Here is a 19,812-nt window from a genome sequence, read left to right as displayed (position 1 = left end):
GCCTCCGGCGACCCGGATCCGAAGTAATTCCGATCTGGTAACCCGAAAGAGCCCCTCCCGGTACCCGGGCGGGGCTCTTCGCTTGCAAGAATCGACACGCACGAGAAAATCAGTCAGCGGTCCGCTACCGAGCGGATACGCGCGCGAAGGGAGATTCGGTGGCGTCATCGGGCACCGCTGTACTCGTGACGGTTACCGGACCCGACAAGCCCGGCGTCACATCTGTTCTGTTCGCTGCGCTGTCGCGGCACGATGTGAGTCTGCTCGACGTCGAGCAGGTCGTCATTCGAGGCCGACTCACCCTGGGCGTGCTGTTGAACTGCCCCAAAGACCCCGAGGATCTTCAAGAAGAACTCGAAGAGGCGATGGCGACCGTCGGCGTACACGTCGATGTCGAAATCGGTGCCGACCTGAACGGTAAGCCGGAATTACCGACGCACGTGGTCGTCGTGCTCGGTCGACCGGTGACAGCACGCGCATTCAGCACCATCTCGCGTGAGCTGGCACGCCAAGGTGCCAACATCGACTCCATCCGAGGCGTCGCCGATTACCCGGTCACCGGACTCGAACTTCAGGTGACGGCAACCAATACCTCGCCCGGTGCGGACAAACAACTTCGCACCGGACTGTCCGAGATTGCAGCTGGTGTCGGTGTCGATGTTGCTGTCGAACGGGCGGGAATCGCTCGTCGGTCGAAGCGGCTCATCGTGTTCGATGTCGATTCCACACTCGTACAGGGTGAAGTCATCGAGATGCTCGCCGCCAAGGCGGGCCGTGAGGACGAAGTTCGCGCCGTGACCGAAGCCGCTATGCGCGGCGAAATCGACTTCTCCGAGTCGCTCCATCAGCGGGTGGCCGCGTTGGCGGGACTCGACGCCTCGGTCATCGACGAGGTCGGCGAGGAACTCGAACTCACACCGGGTGCCCGCACGACCATCAGAACCTTGCGACGCCTCGGCTACTACTGCGGCGTGGTGTCCGGAGGATTCCGTCAGGTCATCGAGGGACTCGCTCACGAATTGGAACTCGACTTCGTCAAGGCCAACACGCTCGAGATCGTCGACGGCAAGCTCACGGGCAGAGTGGTGGGAGAGGTGATCGATCGGGCTGCGAAGGCGACTGCACTGCGTGAGTTCGCGTCGCAGTCCGGAGTTCCGATGGAGCAGACCGTTGCAGTCGGTGACGGTGCGAACGACATCGACATGCTCACCGCGGCAGGTCTCGGCGTTGCGTTCAACGCCAAGCCCGCGCTCCGGGAGATCGCCGACACTGCTATCTCGCATCCCTATCTCGATGCCGTTCTGTTCATGCTCGGGGTCACCCGCGGCGAAATCGAGGCAGCCGACGCGATCGACGGTGGCGTTCGCCGCGTCCCGATCCTGTGAGCGAGCAGACCGTCGACGATATCGACGGGCCGCGGAGCACCTTCGCGGAGCGTCATGCGGTGCTCGCTCGTGGCTACGGTGGACGCGCCGATCCACCTGACCCGGCGGATGTTCTCGCGATGCCCATTGTGCTCGAGATCCCCAAAGTCGATCCGCCTCCGCGTAGCCGGTTGCTCGAAGCAGCTGCTTCTGTGGCTGTGGCACTGTGCCTCGACGAACGGGTCGGCGCCGGCGGCGAATGGGAGAGCCGGTTCACGGACTGGACTTCGGCTCGCATACGCAAGGTGGCTCGGCGTGCACGGGGAGCGCAGTGGAATGCCGCCCAGGAAGTGGACGGTCTGACCGTCGACCTCGGTGATGCGCGTGCCCGTGCGCTGGTGCCGGGACGCGTCGGTGATCTCGATCCCCGCATCAAGCGCCTCCAGATCGGTGGCACCGACCTCGAACACGACGATCCGGGACCGGCGGTGCAGGGCGTGCCCGTTTTCTGGATCGATCGGTCGCTCGAGATGACCGTCGGCAAGGCCGCAGCGCAGGTCGGACACGCGAGCATGTTGCTCGCCGGTGCAATGACGCTGGACGAGTGCGAGGCGTGGGCGGCCAGGGGATTCGAATGCTCCGTTCGCGACGCCGACCCCGACCGGTGGGCCCACGCGCGCCGTTTGGTGGACGCAGGTTCGGCTGTCGCGGTGCGTGACGCCGGTTTCACCGAGGTGGCCCCAGGATCGATGACGGTGGTCGCTGCGCTGGACGCCGGCACGCACTAGGGTCCACTGCTTCGAAACTGGATGTATCCGTACATTCCAGTGTGCTCGACACTGGAATTCATGCGCTTGCCCGATCTTGTCTCTCGACGTCGACATCACCGTCACCTCGCACGTCGTCTCATGGCCTTGTACGTCGGATTGTGGCTGTACGGGTTCTCGATGGCGCTGATGATCTCCGCAGGGCTGGGCCTCGACCCGTGGGATGTGTTTCACCAGGGGGTCGGCCGACACGTTCCGCTGAGTTTCGGGGCGATCACGGCGGTGACCGGCGTTCTCGTGTTGCTGGCATGGATACCACTGCGGCAGAAGCCAGGATTGGGGACCGTCAGCAACGTCGTGGTCATCGCCGTCGCGGTCGATGTGTCACTCGGATGGCTGCCCGACGCCGGTGGATTGGCGATCGCCGTTCCGATGATGGTGGCGGGCATCGTCGTCAACGCGTTCGCCACGGCGCTGTACATCGGTGCAGGAATGGGCCCGGGTCCACGAGATGGGCTGATGACGGGACTGGTGGCACGCACGGGACTCTCGATTCGGCTGGTCCGCACCTGCATCGAACTGACGGTCGTGGCGACCGGCTGGGTTCTCGGTGGCACCGTGGGAGCCGGAACGCTCTTGTATGCGTTCGGAATCGGCCCGCTGGTTCAGCTCTTCATGCACTACCTCCCCTCGCTGCGGAATACGAGGACCGTCGAACCGGAGAGCGAGATGGTCGCTCCTGCCTCCACCGCCCGTGAGTCCGCCGGTAGCCCCTCCGTCGAGCTGGAGTCGAACACCGGTACGAAACTCGTCGATGCCCAGGGAGGGCAGGCGAGCGAGACCTCGGTCGGATCGCCCGCGTGCAGGACGAGCAGTGAGCTCGCATCGTCCACCGAGTGCCCGTCGGCGTCGTGAGAGCGGACGTCTGCGCCGTCGACCCACGCCTGCAACGTCCGTACCGAGTCGTCGTTCCAGGATTCGTTTCGCAGTTCGTGACCACGTGCGTCGAACCACACCAGGTCGGGTCTGCCCGTCGGAGTGTCGCGTCCGAAGAAGAACTCCTGCTGGCGCAGTGACGGGGCGCTGCGGCGGATGCGGAGAAGTCGGGCCACGAATGCGTACAGATCCATGTCGATTGCGCTCCAATCGATAGCCCACGACTCGGCCGCCGGGGCGTCTTCCTTCACGCAGTAGGCGTTGTTGTTGCCGAACTGACTGTGGCCGATCTCGTCTCCTGCCAGAAGCATCGGAGTGCCGGTCGACAGCGCGAGGGTGGCGAGCAACGCTCGTACGTGCCGAGACCGCGCCGACCCTATGTCCTGGTCGTCGGTCGGGCCCTCGGCTCCGTGATTGTCGGAGATGTTGTTGTCGGTGCCGTCCCGATTCTCCTCGCCGTTGGCCTCGTTGTGTTTGACCGAGTAGGAGACGAGGTCGTGGACGGTGAACCCGTCGTGGGCGGTGATGAAATTGATCGACGCCCATGGCTTGCGGACTCCACCGCCGTAGATGTCCTCCGAACCGGCCATACGCGAGGCGAGTTCGCGGACGCCGCTCTGGCCGGCCCAGAAACGGCGAACCGTGTCACGGTATCGATCGTTCCATTCCGACCACATGGTGCCGAACCCGCCGACTTGATATCCGGCTCCCGTGGCGTCCCACGGCTCGGCGACGAGTTTGACTCCCGACAGGATCGGATCGGTGGAGATGGCAGTGAGAAGCGGTGCCCGCGAATCGAATCTCCATCCCCCCGGACGTCCGAGCGTGCTCGCCAGATCGAACCGGAACCCGTCGAGGCCCATGTCGGTGACCCAGTAGCGCAGGCTGTCGCACACCATCCGTACGACGGCGGGCGATGCCGAATCGAGGGTGTTGCCGCAGCCGGTCAGATCGACGTCGTATCCGCGACCGTCGAGCAGGTAGTAACCAGGTGCGTCGAGTCCGCGCCAACTGATCGACGGGCCGTCGACGGAGGACTCGCAGGTGTGGTTGTAGACGACATCGAGAACGACCTCGATCCCGACGGAGTGCAGGGCGTCGACCATCGCCGTGAACTCGGCGATCTCGTTGCCGGGTACCGATGCGAACCGCGGGTCGGGAGCGAAGTACGACCCGGTGGAGTATCCCCAGTGATTTCGCATGCCGCGGGCCCGAACTCCCGGCTCGGTGAGCATCGCGTGCACGGGCAGCAGTTCGACCGTGGTGATTCCGAGGTTCGTCAGATGCTCGAGAACTGCCGGGGCGGTCAGTCCGAGATACGTGCCGCGATGCTCGGGGGGAACACCAGGGTGTCGAGCCGTGTACGCGCCGACGTGCATCTCGTAGAGGACGGTCCGGTCCCACGGGATGTTCGGCTTCGGTTCGGTCGGTGGAGACGATGCCGAGGTGACGACCGACAACGGCATGTGACCGAGTGAGTCCGTGTCGCTCCTGTGCCCGAACGGATCGTCCTCGTAGGCCAGTAGTGCCTCCGCTGAGCCGAGGTGACCGGTCAATTGCCTACCGGCAGGGTCCAGGAGAAGCTTCTTGGAGTTGAATCGACGCCCGCGCGATGGGTCCCACGGTCCGTGCGCGCGGATTCCATAGGTTGCTCCAGCTCGTACTCCGGGCAGGAAGCCGTGCCAGACGCCGAAAGTTCGGCTGCCGAGCTCGATCCGCTGCTCGCCTCCGTCGGCGTCGACGATGCAGATCTCGATGCCGTCGGCGTCCGGAGAGTGGACTGCGAATTGAGTGCCACCTTCCCGAGCGAGCGCACCGAGAGGAAACGGCGATCCGGGTGCGGGAAGGTCCGACTGCGGGGTGTGATGAGAAATGGACGACACGCATGGAGATCCTGCCGTGAAAGCGCGACGGATGTGGGACAAGATAGGCATCGTGTCTGAACCGGATCCCGACTTGCTCATCGATTTCAACGACGTACTCATCAGGCGAGGCGGGGTAACGCTCGTCGGCCCCGTGACCTGGCAGGTGGAACTCGACGAACGATGGGTCGTGCTCGGACCGAACGGGGCAGGCAAGACGTCGTTGATGCGCATCGCCGCCGCGGAGGTGCATCCGACGTCGGGCGTCGCACACGTTCTCGGTGAGGTGATCGGCAAAGCCGTCGTGGCGGACCTCAAGCCCCGTATAGGACTGTCGTCGTCGGCGCTCGCGCATCGCATTCCCGCCGACGAGACGGTCAGCGACCTGGTGGTGTCGGCGGGCTACAGCGTGCTCGGTCGGTGGCGGGAGCGCTACGACGACATGGACACCGAGCGCGCGGTGGAGATGCTGGAGAGCCTCGGTGCCGAGCATCTCGCGCAGCGCACGTACGGCACCCTGTCCGAGGGTGAACGCAAGCGAGTTCTCATTGCCAGGGCGCTGATGACCGACCCTGAACTGCTCCTTCTCGACGAACCCGCCGCCGGGCTCGATCTCGGTGGACGCGAGGAGCTCGTCGCGCGTCTGGCCGATCTCGCTGCGGATCCCGACGCCCCCGCGACGGTTCTGATCACACATCACGTCGAGGAAATCCCACCGGGGTTCAGCCACGCGCTGCTGCTGAAGGAAGGCGGCGTAGTCGCGCAAGGACTCGTCGACGATGTGATCACCGCCGAAAACCTCACCGAGGCATTCAGCCAATCGATCACCCTCGACCGCGTCGACGGACGATTCTTCGCCCGTCGCACACGATCGGGAGCGCAGCACCGCCGGTGACGTGATGTCCGTTACGGCCGCGGGGTAAGTTCCGAGAATGTCCACATTCGGTGCTTCCACCCCTCCCGATACCGCGCCCGAACCCGCTGAGGCCGTCCCGGTGCGCGATGCGTCGACCGTCATCCTCGTTCGCGACGCGACCGAGGGCATCGAGGTGTTCCTCCTCGAGCGTGTCGGAGGGATGGCGTTCGCGGGCGGAATGACGGTCTTTCCCGGCGGCGGCGTGGACATCTCCGACGCCGATGCCGATCTCGAATGGACGGGCCCGGATGCGACCTGGTGGGCAGAGCAGTTCGGCGTCGACGAGCGCAAGGCGAAAGCGTCGGTGTGTGCTGCCGCACGGGAGACGTTCGAGGAATGCGGCATCCTGCTTGCCGGCCCGACGGCCGACTCGGTGGTCACCGACACGAGCGACTATGCCGACGAGCGAGGCGCATTGGAGCGTCGCGAGCTGACGTTCGCCCAGTTCCTCACCCGCCACGGGTTGGTGCTGCGGGCGGACCTCCTTCGTCCTTGGTCGAACTGGATCACTCCGGTCGGTGAGAAGAGGCGATACGACACGCGCTTCTTCGTCGCGGTGGTTCCGGACGGCCAGACCGCCGACGGCGCCACGAGCGAAGCGGCATCGGTGGGGTGGCGATCACTGTCCGCGGCGCTCGCCGACTGGCAGCGGGGCGAGACGATTCTGCTGCCACCGACGTGGAGTCAATTGGCAGGGCTCACCGAGTTCGCCTCGGTCGCCGATGTCGTGGCCGCACGTGCGGAGATCACGCCGATCCAGCCGAATCTGTACCACGTCGACGGAGAACTCCGCGTCGAGTTCCCGGGCCAGGACGCGTATTACGCAGGTAGCGCCCACCCGTGGACCGGCCGCAAGGACCTGCACCGGTAGCGTGACGTTCATGGCTGAATTCGTGAATCTCGAGGTGTCCGACGGTATCGGCACGATCCGGTTGGACCGACCTCCGATGAATGCTCTGAACCGTCAGGTCCAGGAGGAGATCAGGGCCGCTTCGCGTGCGGCGACAGTGGACTCGTCCGTCAAGGCGGTCGTCGTCTACGGCGGTGAGAAGGTCTTCGCTGCCGGAGCGGACATCAAGGAGATGGCGGAACTGACGGCAGGCCAGATGGCCGACATCATCGGTGAACTGCAGTCCGCGCTCGGCTCGCTGGCGCAGATCCCGAAGCCCGTGGTCGCGGCGATCACCGGTTACGCCCTCGGTGGTGGCCTGGAGATCGCGCTCGGCGCCGATCGCCGGATTGCGGGTGACAACGCCAAGCTCGGAGTGCCCGAGTCACTGCTCGGTGTCATTCCCGGTGGCGGTGGAACCCAGAGGCTCGCTCGACTGATCGGTCCGAGCAAGGCCAAGGACATGGTCTTCACCGGACGTTTCGTGGGCGCCGAGGAGGCTCTGCGCATCGGACTCGTCGACGAGGTCGTCGCGCCCGACGAGGTGTACAACGCAGCAGTGCGATGGGCATCTCAGTTCACCAAGGCCGCCTCACGTGCGCTAGCCGCGGCGAAGGCCTCGATCGACCAGGGACTCGATACCGATCTGAACACCGGTCTGAAGATCGAGGCTCAGCAGTTCGCGGCGTTGTTCGCCACTGCGGATCGCACCATCGGCATGGAATCGTTCGTGGCCAACGGACCTGGCAAGGCGCAGTTCACGGGTGCGTGAAAATAGTTGGCCGGACTAGAACTTGTTCATCGACTACCGGATAGTAGGCTGCCCTCATGACTGCAAGCCCGCACGACGGCGACACCGATTCGTCGACCAGCAGCGCTGACGCCAGCCTGCACGCCGTCCCCGATGCCGTGAACGATCCGGCGCCGAATCCGCACGCCACGGCCGAGCAGGTCGAGGCTGCTCGGAGTGATACCAAACTCGCACAGGTGCTCTATCACGACTGGGAAGCGGAAACGTACGACGACAAGTGGTCGATCTCGTACGACGAACGTTGCATCGAGTACGCGCGCGGCAGGTTCGATCAGGCAGTGAGCGGGCAGCCCGGCGCCCAGGACGCTCTGCCGTACGGGCGTGCGCTCGAACTGGGGTGCGGTACAGGATTTTTCCTTCTGAATCTGATGCAGGCAGGCGTCGCCGACAAGGGCTCGGTCACGGATCTGTCGCCAGGGATGGTCAAGGTCGCTCTGCGGAACGCAGGTCACCTCAAGCTCGACGTCGACGGCCGCGTCGCCGATGCCGAGACCATTCCCTACGAGGACAACACGTTCGACCTGGTGGTGGGCCACGCGGTCCTGCATCACATCCCCGACGTCGAGCAGTCGCTTCGTGAGGTACTTCGTGTGCTCAAGCCAGGTGGGCGTTTCGTGTTCGCAGGTGAGCCCACCACGGTCGGCAATTTCTATGCTCGCTGGCTGGGCCGTGTGACCTGGGAAGCAACCACACGTGCTACCAAGCTGCCGTTCCTCAGCAGCTGGCGTAAACCACAGGAGGAGCTCGACGAGTCCTCGCGTGCGGCGGCGCTGGAAGCTGTTGTGGACCTGCACACGTTCGATCCGAGCGACCTCGAGAACATTGCTCGCAGCGCAGGGGCCGTCGGCGTCCGCGCGGAGACCGAAGAATTCGCCGCCGCACTTCTCGGCTGGCCCGTTCGGACATTCGAAGCAGCGGTGCCGGCGGACAAGCTCGGATGGAACTGGGCGAGATTCGCATTCGGCGGATGGAAGACGCTGAGCTGGGTGGACGAGAAGGTGCTCAAGCACGTCGTGCCTCGCGGCTTCTTCTACAACGTGATGATCACCGGAGTGAAGTCGGACTGATCCTCCCCGTCCTTCATCGGTACCACGCATGGCCTATGCATTCGACGACGCCGACATCGACTACCTGTGTAGCGATGTCGGCGTCGCAGCGTTGCGCGAAACCGAAGATCGCGCGTTGACGAAAGCGTCGATGCTGTCGGACATCGCCGCGGTACGTGCCGCTCATGGCGACATGACTGCCGCCATCGTCGAAACGACGCGCCTGCGACGTAAGGCGCGATCGAAACTCGTCGGCGCCGAGAACTGGCTGTTGACCGACGACGCCGTCCAGCAAGCAACTCCCACTCTCGTCGCGCGTCGTCGTGCGCGACGACTCGCCGGCAGAGCCGTCCACGACGTGACGTGCTCGATCGGAACCGAACTCGCTGCGCTGCGCTCGACGCAGGGAGTCGTCGTCGGGAGCGATCTCGACCCGATCCGGTTGCGTATGGCGGCGCACAACGTTCCTGACGCGAACATCCTGCGCGCCGACGCGCTCACGCCGACCACGCGCGAGACCGTCGTGCTCGCCGACCCGGGTCGACGGGCCGGCGGCAAGCGTACGCACGATCCCTCAGCGCTCGAACCTCCTCTGCCGTCGCTGCTCGACGCCTATGCCGGCCGTGACCTGGTGGTCAAATGTGCACCTGGTCTGGATTTCGACAGATTGGGGTGGGACGGAGAGGTCGAGGTCGTCTCGCTCGACGGTGGAGTACGCGAAGCGTGCCTGTGGTCGCCGGGATCGACTCCCGACCGAATACGCAGGCGCGCATCGGTTCTCCAGTCGAACGGCTCCTCGTTCGAGATCACCGACAGTGAATCGGACGACATCGACGTCGCCGAGCCTGGAGAATGGATCGTCGACCCGGATGGCGCGGTGGTCCGTGCGGGGCTGGTTCGGCACTACGGCGCCCGGCACGGTCTGTGGCAACTCGATCCGCGTATCGCGTACCTGACCGGCAACTCGGTTCCCGAGGGAGTCAACGGTTTTCGGATACTCGATCGGATCAAGTACTCCGAGAGGGCTCTGCGTCAGGCCTTGGCGGCGCGTGGCTGCGGTTCGGTGGAGATACTGGTGCGCGGTGTGGATGTGGACCCGGCTCTGCTGCGTCCGAGACTCAAACTTCGCGGGGATGTCGCTCTGTCGGTGGTGATCACCAGGTTGGAGCGTTCAGCAGCAGCGTTCGTGTGTGCTGCCCGACGGCCGGGCGGACTCGATCACGGTGAGTAGGTGAAGATCTCGCCGAGATAGGTCGAGACGACGAGCTGCCCGTCCGGGCCGACGGATGTCCCGACGGTCGATCCTGTTGCACCGGGGAGTGGCCGATCTGTGATCGTCTCACCGGAGTTGGCATCGATGGACGACAGTACGAGTTCGTCGCCGCGCCGGACGACCGTCTGTACGGTGCCGTCCGCGGTGTGCACCGGAATGCCCGCCTGCCGGAGGTCATCGCGGGACCAGACCTGAGTGGCGTGGTCACCGTCGTCGCGAATCGATCGAAGTTCGCCGTCACCGCCGGAGGGGACGATCGAACCGTCTGCCGAGACCGAGGGAGCGCCGGACGTTCCGAAGCCTGCGCCGTACGTCCACTTCGATGCACCGTCCACGGAGTTGTACGCGGAGAGTCGTCCGTCGACGTCGGAGATGTAGACGCTACGGCCGTCTTCGGACAGGACGGGACTCGATGTGACGGCGGCAGGCAGCAACTCGGACGACCAGACCTCGGTGACCGCCGGTGTCGCGGTCGCGTCGTACGACAGTGAGACGAGTTGCGGTGCAATCGCTCCCGGCCGCCAGAGCACCAGATAGATTCTCGACGACTCCAGGTCCACCGCGGGTGCGGCACCGACGGGGCAATCGGCCGATCCACGTCCGCACTCGTCGAGGCCTGCATCGGGTGGGAGGAAATCTGTGTTGGGCGAGTCCAGAAATTGCGGAGGCTCGACGAGGTCGTGGATGGGAACCGTGAGCGCGCCTGTCTGCGTGTCGAACACGTTGACCTGTCCGAGTTGGGTCACCGCGAGCACACTTCCGTCGCCCAGGAACTGGGCCGATCGAGGAACTCCGTACACCGGGGTGCGCCAACGTAATTGGCCGTGTTCGTTGTACGAGGCGAATCCTCCGTCGTCACCGACGTAGATATTCGCGACGGAGTCGACGAGCGGTGTCGTCGTGGCAACGGCTGGACCGACTCGGTTGCACCACCGTTTTCTGCCGGATTCGATGTCGAAGGAGAAGAGGTTGCATCCCGTTGCGGAGTACGTGGACACGAACATCTGCCCGGAAGCAGCGATCGAGACGGGGGAGACGACGGCACCGCCGAGTGGACGGGACCAGTCGAACGACGAGTTCGACAGTCCGGTGTGATCGGTGGAACTGCTGTTGCGAGCATCGCCGTGCGCGGCAGGCCACGCACCCGCTGCGAATGCATCGATGGTGTCGTTGCTGCCGGAGCACGCAACGGCCAACATGCCGACAGCTGCCAGCGTCGCTACTCGAGCGGAGTTCGCTCTGCCGCCACGCACGTTGTGATCTCCTTCGTAGTGAATTCTCGCGCACAGCCCCGATCCACTCGGCGGGTGCACACGCGTCGGGAAAGAGACTATCGCGGTGTGCGCGGTTGCCCCGGAAGCGCCTTGGTTACGAGGCAGGAGTGGAGCCTGCGGAACGACCGGATCAGAGCAGGAGTGGAGCCTGCGGAACGACCGGATCAGAGCAGGAGTGGAGCCTGCGGAACGACCGGATCGGAGCAGGAGTGGAGCCTGCGGAACGACCGGATCAGAGCGGGAGTGGAGCTTGCGGAACGACCGGACAAGAGCAGGAGTGGAGTCGGCGGGAGGTCCCAACTAGGGTGCCTGTTATGACGAGTATGTGGAACGCACCGTTGCGTTCGCGCTGGCGGGGATCGAGACGGCGCGATGAGGATCAGGCACGGTTCCTCACACGGGATTCGTTGAGGTGGGTTCTGCAGAACAAGGCCTACACGCCGTGGTATCTGGTGCGGTATTACCGTCTGGCGCGGTTCAAGGCTGCGAATCCGCATGTGATTCTGCGCGGGATGGTATTTCTCGGCAAGAATGTGGAGATTCATTCGACGCCTGAGCTGTCGCGGCTGGAGATCGGGCGATGGGTTCACATCGGTGACGGCAATGCCATCCGGTGTCACGAGGGTTCGTTGCGGATCGGAGACAAGGTCGTCTTCGGTAAGGACAATGTCGTGAACACGTACTTGGACATCGAGATCGGTGCGTCGACGTTGGTTGCGGACTGGTGTTATATCTGCGATTTCGACCACCGTATGGACGATGTCACGACGCCGATCAAGGATCAGGGGATAGTCAAGGGGCCTGTGCGAATCGGTCCGGACACGTGGATCGCGGCCAAGGTGACGGTGTTGCGCGAAACGAGTGTGGGGCGTGGGTGTGTCCTCGGGGCGCATGCTGTCGTGAAAGGCGTCGTTCCCGACTACAGCATCGCGGTCGGTGCTCCGGCGAAAGTGGTCCGCAATCGTAAGGTCGACTGGGAGGCGGGAGCGGCGTCGCGCGCCGAGTACATTGCTGCTCTCGAGGACATCGAGCGTAAGAAGGCACTTCGGGCAGCCGAGGCCGCTCGCGGAGACTCAGCTTCGCTCGGGTAGGGCGCGTTCGACGATGACGGGCCGAGCCAGCGGGTAGCGCACTTTTCGCTTGGCTCCCAGGTAGACCTGGGCCGTCGCGTCGGCGACGTGCTTCCAGTCGAAGTCGGTGGTGAGGCGTGCTCGTGCGGCGTCGGCGCGGTCCTGTGCCGCATCGACGTTGTCGAGCACGCGTCGTACTGCGGCTGCGAGACCGGCGATGTCCGCGGGCTCGAAGGACAGTCCGGTCTGTCCGTCGACGATCGCCTCGCCGAGTCCACCTGCGGTGGATGCGACGAGCGGGGTTCCCGCGGCAGCTGCTTCGAGTGCGATGATTCCGAACGGCTCGTACCGGCTCGGTAGAACGATGGCGTCCGCGCCGTGCAGCCAGCCGAGTAGTTCGGTGTGGTCGAGTGTTCCGAGGAACGAGACCGCGCGAGACACACGGTGGGTGCGGGCCAACTGCGCGAGCCACGCGAATTGTGTTCCCTCACCGGCGATGTGCAGCGTTGTTCCCGGGTGGCTGCGGCGCAGGCGGGGGAGTGCTGCGATGGCGTCCTGGATCCCCTTTTCGTATTCGAGCCGCCCGACGTACAGAAGTTTCGCAGGTTCGGAGCGTGGTTCGCGGCGGCGGAAGCTCCACGTTCGGATGTCGATACCGTTCTTGATGACGCTGACGGATGCGTCCTTGATGCCGAAGAGTCGGCTCACTTCGTCCTTCATCGACGCCGAACACGCGATCACTGCATCGGAGTCGTTGGCCAACCACCATTCGATCGAGTGCACCTGACGGTTGACCGGGCCCGAGATCCATCCACTGTGACGCCCGGCTTCGGTGGCGTGAATGGTGGAAACCAGTGGTACGTCGAAGTGTTCGGCGAGAGCGATCGAGGGATGCGCCACGAGCCAGTCGTGTGCGTGCACGACGTCGGGCTGCCACCCGTCGCCGAGGCCGGGTTTACCGAGAGCGATTCCTGCTCGAACCATCGCGTGCCCCATTGCGAGCGTCCATGCCAGCATGTCTCGACCGAAGACGAAATGCGCGGGATCCTCGGCCACAGCGACGACGAGTACGCCGTCCTCGATTCGATGGTGTGTCGGATGGGTGGCCGCATCGGTACCGGTGGGCCGACGCGACAGCACGACCACCTCGTGGCCGGACCGGACCAGCTCCGTCGCCAGATGGTGAACGTGCCTCCCCAGACCACCGACGACGACCGGGGGATACTCCCACGACACCATCAGAATCTTCACTTATCGCTCCCCTTCGTACGACCGGTCCCCACGCAGACGTCTGGCATCGAGCGCGGGGAACAGTCCGTCTGCTCTGTTCCACTGTGCCGCGAGGCGGGCGGCTTCCGTCTCGTGCCCCCGATCGACCGCGTCGGCGATCTCGCGCAGCGCGTGTGCGTGAACGTGTGCGCGCTGGCGGGCATAGCCTGCGGCCGAGTCCTTGCTGACCATGAAAGCCCAGTCGCTCGATACCGCCATCAGTGTCTCACGCAGAATCTGATCGTTTATACGATTACGCAATTCAGGTCGTTCGGCAGCGTTACGCCTGCTCTTGTCGATGGTGTCGAGCGCGAGAGCTACGACCTCGGAGTTCAGCGACACGAGATCGGCGACGGCATCTCCCGCCCAGACCCGCCAGTCCTTCCCCGACCCCCACGACGACTCCTGCAGCTCGACGGGAGCTCCGACGTAACCCCGCGTGCGGGCGTCGTCGAGAGTGCCGACGTCGATTCCTGCTTCCGGCAGTGCCCTCAGCACCCGTTCGAGCCACACCGGCCCCTCGAACCACCAGTGGCCGAAGAGTTCGGTGTCGAATGCGGCCACCACGAGGGCCGGCCGCCCGATTCTGCTCGACTCCTCACGAAGTCGAGAACGGACCGACTCGACGAAGTCCGCGACGTGTCGGTCGATCGCTGCCGATGCCAGGTCGGGGTCGTAGGGCGCCTTGTCGGCCGAGTCCACCGTCCGCCCGGTCACTCGTGCGTGCTTGAGGCCGGTCGCGTGGTCGTAGGTATGGAAGTCGCGGTACGCGGAATGCCCTGGATATCCCGATTTCGGTGACCAGACCCGATAGCTGACTTTCAGATCGCGTCCGAAGGCCACCACCTCGGAGTCGCGGACCGTGCGACCGGCGCTGGTGTCGCCGCGCAGGGCGGGACCGTCGACCATGAAATGCGAGACACCTGCTGCGGCATAACCGATTTCCATTCCCGGTGCGTAGGCGCACTCGGGTGCCCATATTCCCGTGGGTCTGGTGCCCCATCGCATCTGCGCATCCGAAAGTCCTTCTGCGAGCGAGAATTCACGCAGACGAGGATCGAGCAGTGGTTGGAACGGATGTGCAAGCGGCCCGCCGAGCAACTCGATCGCATCACTGTCGACGAGACCGCGGAGGACGGCGGAACCGCCATGGCGCCAGTGTGTTTCGAAATTCCCGAGAGCGGCCGATGCTGCCCGATGTTCGCGGACGGACATGTCGCGGTCGGTCGCTTCGTGGGCACGCAGTTGCCAGTTGCCCAGCCAGTGATGCATCCCGGCGAGACAGTGCGGATCGTCGAGTTGCGCGGCGAGGACCGGAGTGATGCCGAGCGAGAGGAGATTGGTTCGACCCTCGCCGGCGAGCCGTGACAGCATCTCGGTCAGCGGGAGATACGACCCCGCCCACGATTGGTAGAGCCATTCCTCGCCGACCGGCCATCTCCCGTGATTGGCCAGCCAGGGGAGGTGGGAGTGCAGAACGAGGGAGAACATCCCGGGTTCGGTCACCGGTGCGTTGCGGTCGGTCACCCGCTTACCGGAGAGGTCGATGCTGCCGGCTTGACGGCGATCGCGACCAGATCGAGGCTGGCGTCGATCTCGGAGGCTCGAATGTCGAAGTCCGCGGATCGGATCGCCGCGACGTCCGCCGTCAGGTCCGCGGGCCACGGCTGACCTGCCAGCGCGCGCTCGATCTGGGCGTCGATGAACGAGCCACCGTGTTTGGAGTCGAGCTCGCGCAGCACTGCGCCGTGATGAACTCCGGTCATGCTCTCGACCGTGAACCGCGCATCCACGAGCAGCTCGGCGAGTTCGGCGGCCGCGAGTTCGCGGGTGTGGAACGGGTTGAGCGGCGTGTCGCGTCCGGGGGAGAACGTGATGCGGTTGGGGGTGCTGATCAGCAACGCACCACCGGGGGCGAGGACTCGGTAGCACTCGGCCAGGAACTGCGCTTGATCCCAGAGATGTTCGATGACCTGAAAGTTGACGACCACATCCACCGAGTCGTCGGCGACCGGAAGTTGGGCGAGATTGCCTCGCACCATGCCCACGCGTGGGTAGCGACCGCGAACGTGAGCGGCCGCGGATGCGTCGTAGTCGAGACCGAGCACAGTGGACGCGACGTCCGCGATCATGTTGGCGCCGTAGCCTTCTCCGGATCCTGCCTCGAGGACGACGCCGCCCGCGCAGCGCTCACGGAGGTGCTGGTACACGACCTCGTGTCGGCGGAACCAGTAGTTCTCCTCGGCGATGCCGGGCACCGTTCTCTCGCCGGTGAGAGGCAACGGTGTCGACATGGGGTCCGCGGCCTCGGCTGCGTTCGAAGATTCGGTCACCGACGAGAGGGTAGTGCCTTGGCTGGACGGAAGAACAGGACATGCAGTCGGAACGCCACGGGGGCGGATGTATGGTCAGTCTGGAAACGCGGTATGTTACCCACCAGTAACTAATGATGGGGTAATCTACGGCGAGGCCGTAGAACTGCAAGAACCCATACGAGACATTCGAATAAGCGGAACATTGACCAGGAGGTCGACGCAGACCCATGACGAACATCGTTGTTTTGATCAAGCAGGTTCCCGACACGTGGTCCGAGCGCAAGCTGACCGACGGTGACTTCACCCTCGATCGCGAAGCCGCCGACGCAGTGCTCGACGAGATCAACGAGCGCGCAGTCGAGGAAGCACTGCTCATCAAGGAGTCCAAGGGCGGTGAGGTCAAGGTCCTGTCCGCAGGCCCCGATCGCGCAACGGACGCCATCCGCAAGGCCCTGTCCATGGGCGCCGACAGCGCTGTTCACCTGAACGACCCTGCGCTGCACGGTTCCGACGCAATTCAGACCGCGTGGGCGCTCGCGGCAGCACTCGGACAGATCGAGTTCGAGAACGGTGAACCGACCGAACTCATCATCGCCGGCAACGAGGCAACCGACGGACGCACCGGTGCCGTTCCCGCCATCATCGCCGAGTACCTCGGCATTCCGCAGCTGACCCAGCTGCGCAAGCTGAGCGTCGACGGCGACACCGTCTCCGGCGAGCGCGAGACGGACGAGGGCATCTTCGGCCTGGAGGCAACCCTGCCTGCCATCGTCAGTGTCACAGAGAAGATCAACGAGCCGCGCTTCCCGTCCTTCAAGGGCATCATGGCCGCCAAGAAGAAGACGGTGCAGACGCTGACACTCGCCGACATCGGGGTCGAGGCGGAGACGGTCGGCTTCGAGAACGCAGGCACCACGGTGACGTCGTCGACGCCCAAGCCTCCCAAGACTGCTGGTGAGCGCGTCACCGACGAGGGCGACGGCGGCGACAAGATCGCTACCTACCTCGTCGGCCAGAAAATCATCTGATCGCACACCCTTCGCAGACACGGGAGCCGTAACCCGCGGGAGCGACCCCGATGAAGCAGCAGACACAAGAGGAGCAAGAAATGGCAGAAGTACTTGTGCTCGTCGAGCACGCCGAGGGTGCCCTGAAGAAGGTCAGCCTCGAACTCATCACCGCAGCTCGCGCACTCGGTGAGCCGTCTGCAGTCGTGACCGGCCCCGCCGGCACCACGGACAAGCTCGCCGACGCACTGACCGAGGCAGGCGCCGAGAAGATCTACGCCGCCGAGTCCGACGACATCGAGGGATTCCTCCTCACGCCGAAGGTCGACGTGTTGTCCTCGCTCGCGGAATCGGTGAGTCCCGCCGCGATCATCACCGCCTCCAGCACCGAGGGCAAAGAGGTCGCAGGTCGCCTCGCCGCACGCCTCGGCTCAGGGCTGCACTCCGACGTCATCGCTGTGAACGGTGACGGCAGTGCCGTGTACTCCATCTTCGGCGGCGCCTTCACCGTCGAGGCCAAGGCGAACGGCGACGTTCCCGTCATCTCTGTTCGCCCCGGCGCCATCGAGGCCGAGCCGAAGGCAGGTGCAGGCGCACGCGAGACCGTGGACGTTCCCGCACAGGAAGAGGGCGTCACCAAGGTCGTCTCGCGCGACCCCATCGTCGGTGGCGACCGCCCCGAGCTCACCGAGGCCACCGTCGTCGTCTCCGGTGGACGTGGCGTCGGCAGTGCAGACAAGTTCCATGTCGTCGAAGAGCTCGCGGATTCGCTCGGAGCGGCAGTGGGCGCGTCGCGTGCCGCAGTCGATTCGGGTTACTACCCAGGCCAGTTCCAGGTAGGCCAGACCGGTAAGACGGTCTCACCTCAGCTGTACATCGCACTCGGCATCTCCGGGGCCATTCAGCATCGCGCAGGCATGCAGACCTCGAAGACGATCGTCGCGGTCAACAAGGACGAGGAAGCACCGATCTTCGAGATCGCCGATTACGGCATCGTGGGAGACCTCTTCAACGTGGCTCCTCAGCTGACCGAGGCAGTCAAGAAGCACAAGGGCTGATTCACACAGGCTGATTCACACAGGCTGATTCACTCACCCTGAGGCACGGCCCCCGCATCCTCGTCGATGCGGGGGCCGAGCGCTGTTCGCAGTCGTTCATTCAACGTGTTCGGACACGTTACCCAGGTGATGCACTGACGCCGCTCCCGCTCGTTAGACACAGCATCATGACCACTTCAGTCATGACCAAGCACGGCGCCCGCCCGACCGTTGCCACGGACCGATACACCCTGGTCCTGTCCACCGACCGGCACCACCGCGAAGCCGCGCAGCGACTTCGATTCGACGTCTTCACCTCCGAACCCGGTTTCGAGATGCCGGCGGCCACCGGCGGTCGCGATGCCGACCGATTCGACGACTACTGCGACCACCTGCTCGTGCGCGACAATCGCACGGACTCGTTCGTCGGGTGCTACCGGATGCTCCCGCCCGATGCGGCGATCGCCGCCGGGGGCTATTACACCGCAACGGAATTCGATCTCACTGCGCTCGACCCGACGAAGTCTCGCGTCGTCGAGATGGGACGAGCCGTCGTTCGTCCCGAACACCGCTCCGGTTCGGTGCTCGGGCTGATGTGGGCCGGGATTCTGCACTACCTCGAAGTGACGGGACTCGAATGGGTGATGGGCTGCGTATCGGTACCGATGCAAGGATCACCGGCGGATCGGCCGGGTGAGAATGTGCGGGGTGTTCGGGATCTGCTGCTGTCGAAGCACGGATCGGACGCGAACCGCCGAGTGGTGCCCTACAACCCGGTGATCGTGGACGGTACCGGTCTCGACGAACTCCCGGCTCCCGCTCGACCCGCCGTTCCTCCGTTGCTCAAGGGGTACCTACGCCTGGGAGCGAGCATCTGCGGAGAACCCGCCCACGATCCGGCGTTCGCGGTCGCCGACTTCGTTGCGCTTCTGGGGCTGCACGAGGCGAACACCCGCTACCTGGATCGACTCAGGAGCGCTGCCTCCACGTACGAATCGAGGGGCGAGGCATGAACACGGTGACGAACGGCGTCGTCATCGAACCGGAGATCGATCACGCGTGGATGCCGTCGAGTCCGTGCAGCGACAGCTGCATCGGCCGCGGCATCGAGACGGTCCGGGCCGTCACGGTCGTTCTCCGTGTCTTCGTCGCCGTTCTGGCGTTCGCGCTGCTACCGATTCTCGTGGTCGTCGGGACGATGTCACCCCGGGCGCGACGACGGGTCACCCGCTTCGGTGCTCGGCTGCTTCTGTTCGCCGTGGGTATCGGCTTGCAGATCGACGACACGCGGTCGATGCGTGAGAAGTCACGGACGGATGCCGGTGCTCTGCTCGTCGCTGGTCACGTGTCGTGGACCGACGTCATCGTGTTGACCGCGCTGCGGCCGGCGACGTTCGTCGCCCGCGGTGATCTGATCGATTGGCCGATCCTGGGCTTGCTCGCGCGCGCGATGCGAGTGCTGCCCATCCATCGTCGGAACCTGAGAACCCTCCCGCGCACTGTCGAGCAGGTCGCGGACCGACTTCGATCGGGTGGAACGGTCGTCGTGTTCCCCGAGGCCACGACCTGGTGCGGACGCGCGTACGGAACATTTCGACCCGCACTGTTCCAGGCTGCCGTCGACACCGAAACGTGGGTGCAGCCGATCCGGCTTCGTTACGTCGACTCGGCAGGCGAACTCACGACGGCTACGTGTTTCGTCGGCGACGAGACGATCGGGCAATCCATTTCTCGCATCTTCCGGCTGAAGGGCATCGTCGCGAAGATCGAGATGGTGGCGCCCGAGGCGCCGGGGAACGACAGGCGCGATCTCGCTCGCCGGTGCAACGCTTCGGTACGCGCGGGCGCAGGCCGGGGTCCGGTGGCACATGTAGCTCTCGATTCGGTGGCACGCGCGGCTCCCGATTCGACGGTTCACGCAGCCAGGGACCAGGAGATGCATCGGACAACCTCTATCGCCTGATGGTCGAGCCGGT

Annotated in this window: 17 protein-coding genes and 1 pseudogene; 13 read left to right on the top strand and 5 right to left on the bottom strand. The window is 64.8% G+C overall.

The window, feature by feature from the left end; genetic code table 11:
• Positions 1-158 precede the first annotated feature (158 nt).
• The 3 genes and pseudogenes from serB to yczE all read left to right on the top strand — a co-directional run.
• Positions 159-1,385, top strand: a complete 1,227-nt coding sequence (gene serB / locus RY1_RS27995; protein WP_072807313.1) for a phosphoserine phosphatase SerB — start codon at positions 159-161, stop codon at positions 1,383-1,385.
• Positions 1,382-2,152 (top strand): peptidyl-tRNA hydrolase, encoded by a 771-nt coding sequence (locus RY1_RS27990; protein WP_072807312.1) that lies wholly within the window; start codon positions 1,382-1,384, stop codon positions 2,150-2,152. Before serB ends, RY1_RS27990 begins: the two co-directional genes overlap by 4 nt.
• Before the next feature lie 21 nt (positions 2,153-2,173).
• Positions 2,174-2,752: pseudogene (gene yczE, locus RY1_RS31120) on the top strand (membrane protein YczE); the annotation flags it as partial.
• 59 nt (positions 2,753-2,811) lie between these two features.
• On the opposite strand, the gene glgX reads toward yczE, so the two are convergent.
• On the bottom strand, positions 2,812-4,950 hold the full coding sequence (gene glgX / locus RY1_RS27980; RefSeq protein ID WP_072807311.1) for a glycogen debranching protein GlgX: 2,139 nt from the start codon (positions 4,948-4,950) through the stop codon (positions 2,812-2,814).
• A gap of 31 nt (positions 4,951-4,981) precedes the next feature.
• On the opposite strand from glgX, the gene RY1_RS27975 reads away from it, so the two are divergent.
• From RY1_RS27975 to RY1_RS27955, 5 genes are read left to right on the top strand one after another with little or no spacing between them, the layout of a single operon-like run.
• Entirely contained in the window at positions 4,982-5,824 is an 843-nt protein-coding gene (locus tag RY1_RS27975; protein WP_072807310.1) for an ABC transporter ATP-binding protein, read from the top strand.
• A gap of 37 nt (positions 5,825-5,861) precedes the next feature.
• Positions 5,862-6,716 (top strand): NUDIX hydrolase, encoded by an 855-nt coding sequence (locus RY1_RS27970; protein ID WP_072807309.1) that lies wholly within the window; start codon positions 5,862-5,864, stop codon positions 6,714-6,716.
• A gap of 10 nt (positions 6,717-6,726) precedes the next feature.
• The gene (locus tag RY1_RS27965; RefSeq protein ID WP_072807321.1) at positions 6,727-7,506 is read left to right on the top strand and encodes an enoyl-CoA hydratase/isomerase family protein; all 780 of its coding nucleotides are present in this window, start codon (positions 6,727-6,729) and stop codon (positions 7,504-7,506) included.
• Positions 7,507-7,562: 56 nt separating this feature from the next.
• Positions 7,563-8,612: a class I SAM-dependent methyltransferase gene (locus RY1_RS27960; RefSeq protein ID WP_072807308.1), complete on the top strand. Its 1,050-nt coding sequence runs from the start codon at positions 7,563-7,565 to the stop codon at positions 8,610-8,612.
• Between the two features lie 28 nt (positions 8,613-8,640).
• A complete protein-coding gene (locus RY1_RS27955; RefSeq protein WP_072807307.1) occupies positions 8,641-9,822 on the top strand; it encodes a THUMP-like domain-containing protein in 1,182 nt (393 codons plus the stop codon).
• Here RY1_RS27955 and RY1_RS27950 read toward each other — a convergent pair.
• Complete coding sequence (locus tag RY1_RS27950) at positions 9,810-11,117, bottom strand: outer membrane protein assembly factor BamB family protein (protein WP_245819990.1); 1,308 nt, start codon at positions 11,115-11,117, stop codon at positions 9,810-9,812. The two genes, RY1_RS27955 and RY1_RS27950, sit on opposite strands and share 13 nt — an antisense overlap.
• 335 nt (positions 11,118-11,452) lie before the next feature.
• On the opposite strand from RY1_RS27950, the gene RY1_RS27945 reads away from it, so the two are divergent.
• The gene (locus tag RY1_RS27945; RefSeq protein WP_072807305.1) at positions 11,453-12,229 is read left to right on the top strand and encodes an acyltransferase; all 777 of its coding nucleotides are present in this window, start codon (positions 11,453-11,455) and stop codon (positions 12,227-12,229) included.
• Here RY1_RS27945 and RY1_RS27940 read toward each other — a convergent pair.
• Genes RY1_RS27940 through RY1_RS27930 form a run of 3 tightly spaced genes read right to left on the bottom strand, consistent with a single transcriptional unit; the run spans position 12,212 to position 15,771 of the window.
• The gene (locus RY1_RS27940) at positions 12,212-13,459 is read right to left on the bottom strand and encodes a glycosyltransferase family 4 protein (RefSeq protein ID WP_072807304.1); all 1,248 of its coding nucleotides are present in this window, start codon (positions 13,457-13,459) and stop codon (positions 12,212-12,214) included. The two genes, RY1_RS27945 and RY1_RS27940, sit on opposite strands and share 18 nt — an antisense overlap.
• On the bottom strand, positions 13,460-14,968 hold the full coding sequence (locus RY1_RS27935; RefSeq protein WP_072807320.1) for a 1,4-alpha-glucan branching protein domain-containing protein: 1,509 nt from the start codon (positions 14,966-14,968) through the stop codon (positions 13,460-13,462).
• Between the two features lie 32 nt (positions 14,969-15,000).
• Positions 15,001-15,771: a class I SAM-dependent methyltransferase gene (locus RY1_RS27930; RefSeq protein WP_139280007.1), complete on the bottom strand. Its 771-nt coding sequence runs from the start codon at positions 15,769-15,771 to the stop codon at positions 15,001-15,003.
• A 248-nt stretch (positions 15,772-16,019) separates the two neighbouring features.
• Between RY1_RS27930 and RY1_RS27925 the strand changes: the two genes are divergently transcribed.
• The 4 genes from RY1_RS27925 (at position 16,020) to RY1_RS27910 (ending at position 19,799) form a co-directional block, all read left to right on the top strand.
• Positions 16,020-16,820, top strand: a complete 801-nt coding sequence (locus RY1_RS27925; RefSeq protein WP_072807302.1) for an electron transfer flavoprotein subunit beta/FixA family protein — start codon at positions 16,020-16,022, stop codon at positions 16,818-16,820.
• Positions 16,821-16,900: 80 nt separating this feature from the next.
• On the top strand, positions 16,901-17,857 hold the full coding sequence (locus RY1_RS27920; protein WP_072807319.1) for an electron transfer flavoprotein subunit alpha/FixB family protein: 957 nt from the start codon (positions 16,901-16,903) through the stop codon (positions 17,855-17,857).
• Between the two features lie 167 nt (positions 17,858-18,024).
• The gene (locus RY1_RS27915) at positions 18,025-18,849 is read left to right on the top strand and encodes a GNAT family N-acetyltransferase (protein ID WP_072807301.1); all 825 of its coding nucleotides are present in this window, start codon (positions 18,025-18,027) and stop codon (positions 18,847-18,849) included.
• On the top strand, positions 18,846-19,799 hold the full coding sequence (locus RY1_RS27910; RefSeq protein ID WP_072807300.1) for a lysophospholipid acyltransferase family protein: 954 nt from the start codon (positions 18,846-18,848) through the stop codon (positions 19,797-19,799). The genes RY1_RS27915 and RY1_RS27910 overlap by 4 nt, the downstream gene beginning before the upstream one ends.
• The last annotated feature ends 13 nt before the right edge of the window (positions 19,800-19,812 follow it).

The sequence above is a fragment of the Rhodococcus yunnanensis NBRC 103083 genome (assembly GCF_001895005.1).
Lineage (GTDB): Bacteria > Actinomycetota > Actinomycetes > Mycobacteriales > Mycobacteriaceae > Rhodococcoides > Rhodococcoides yunnanense.
This window is presented reverse-complemented; position numbering and strand designations above follow the sequence as displayed.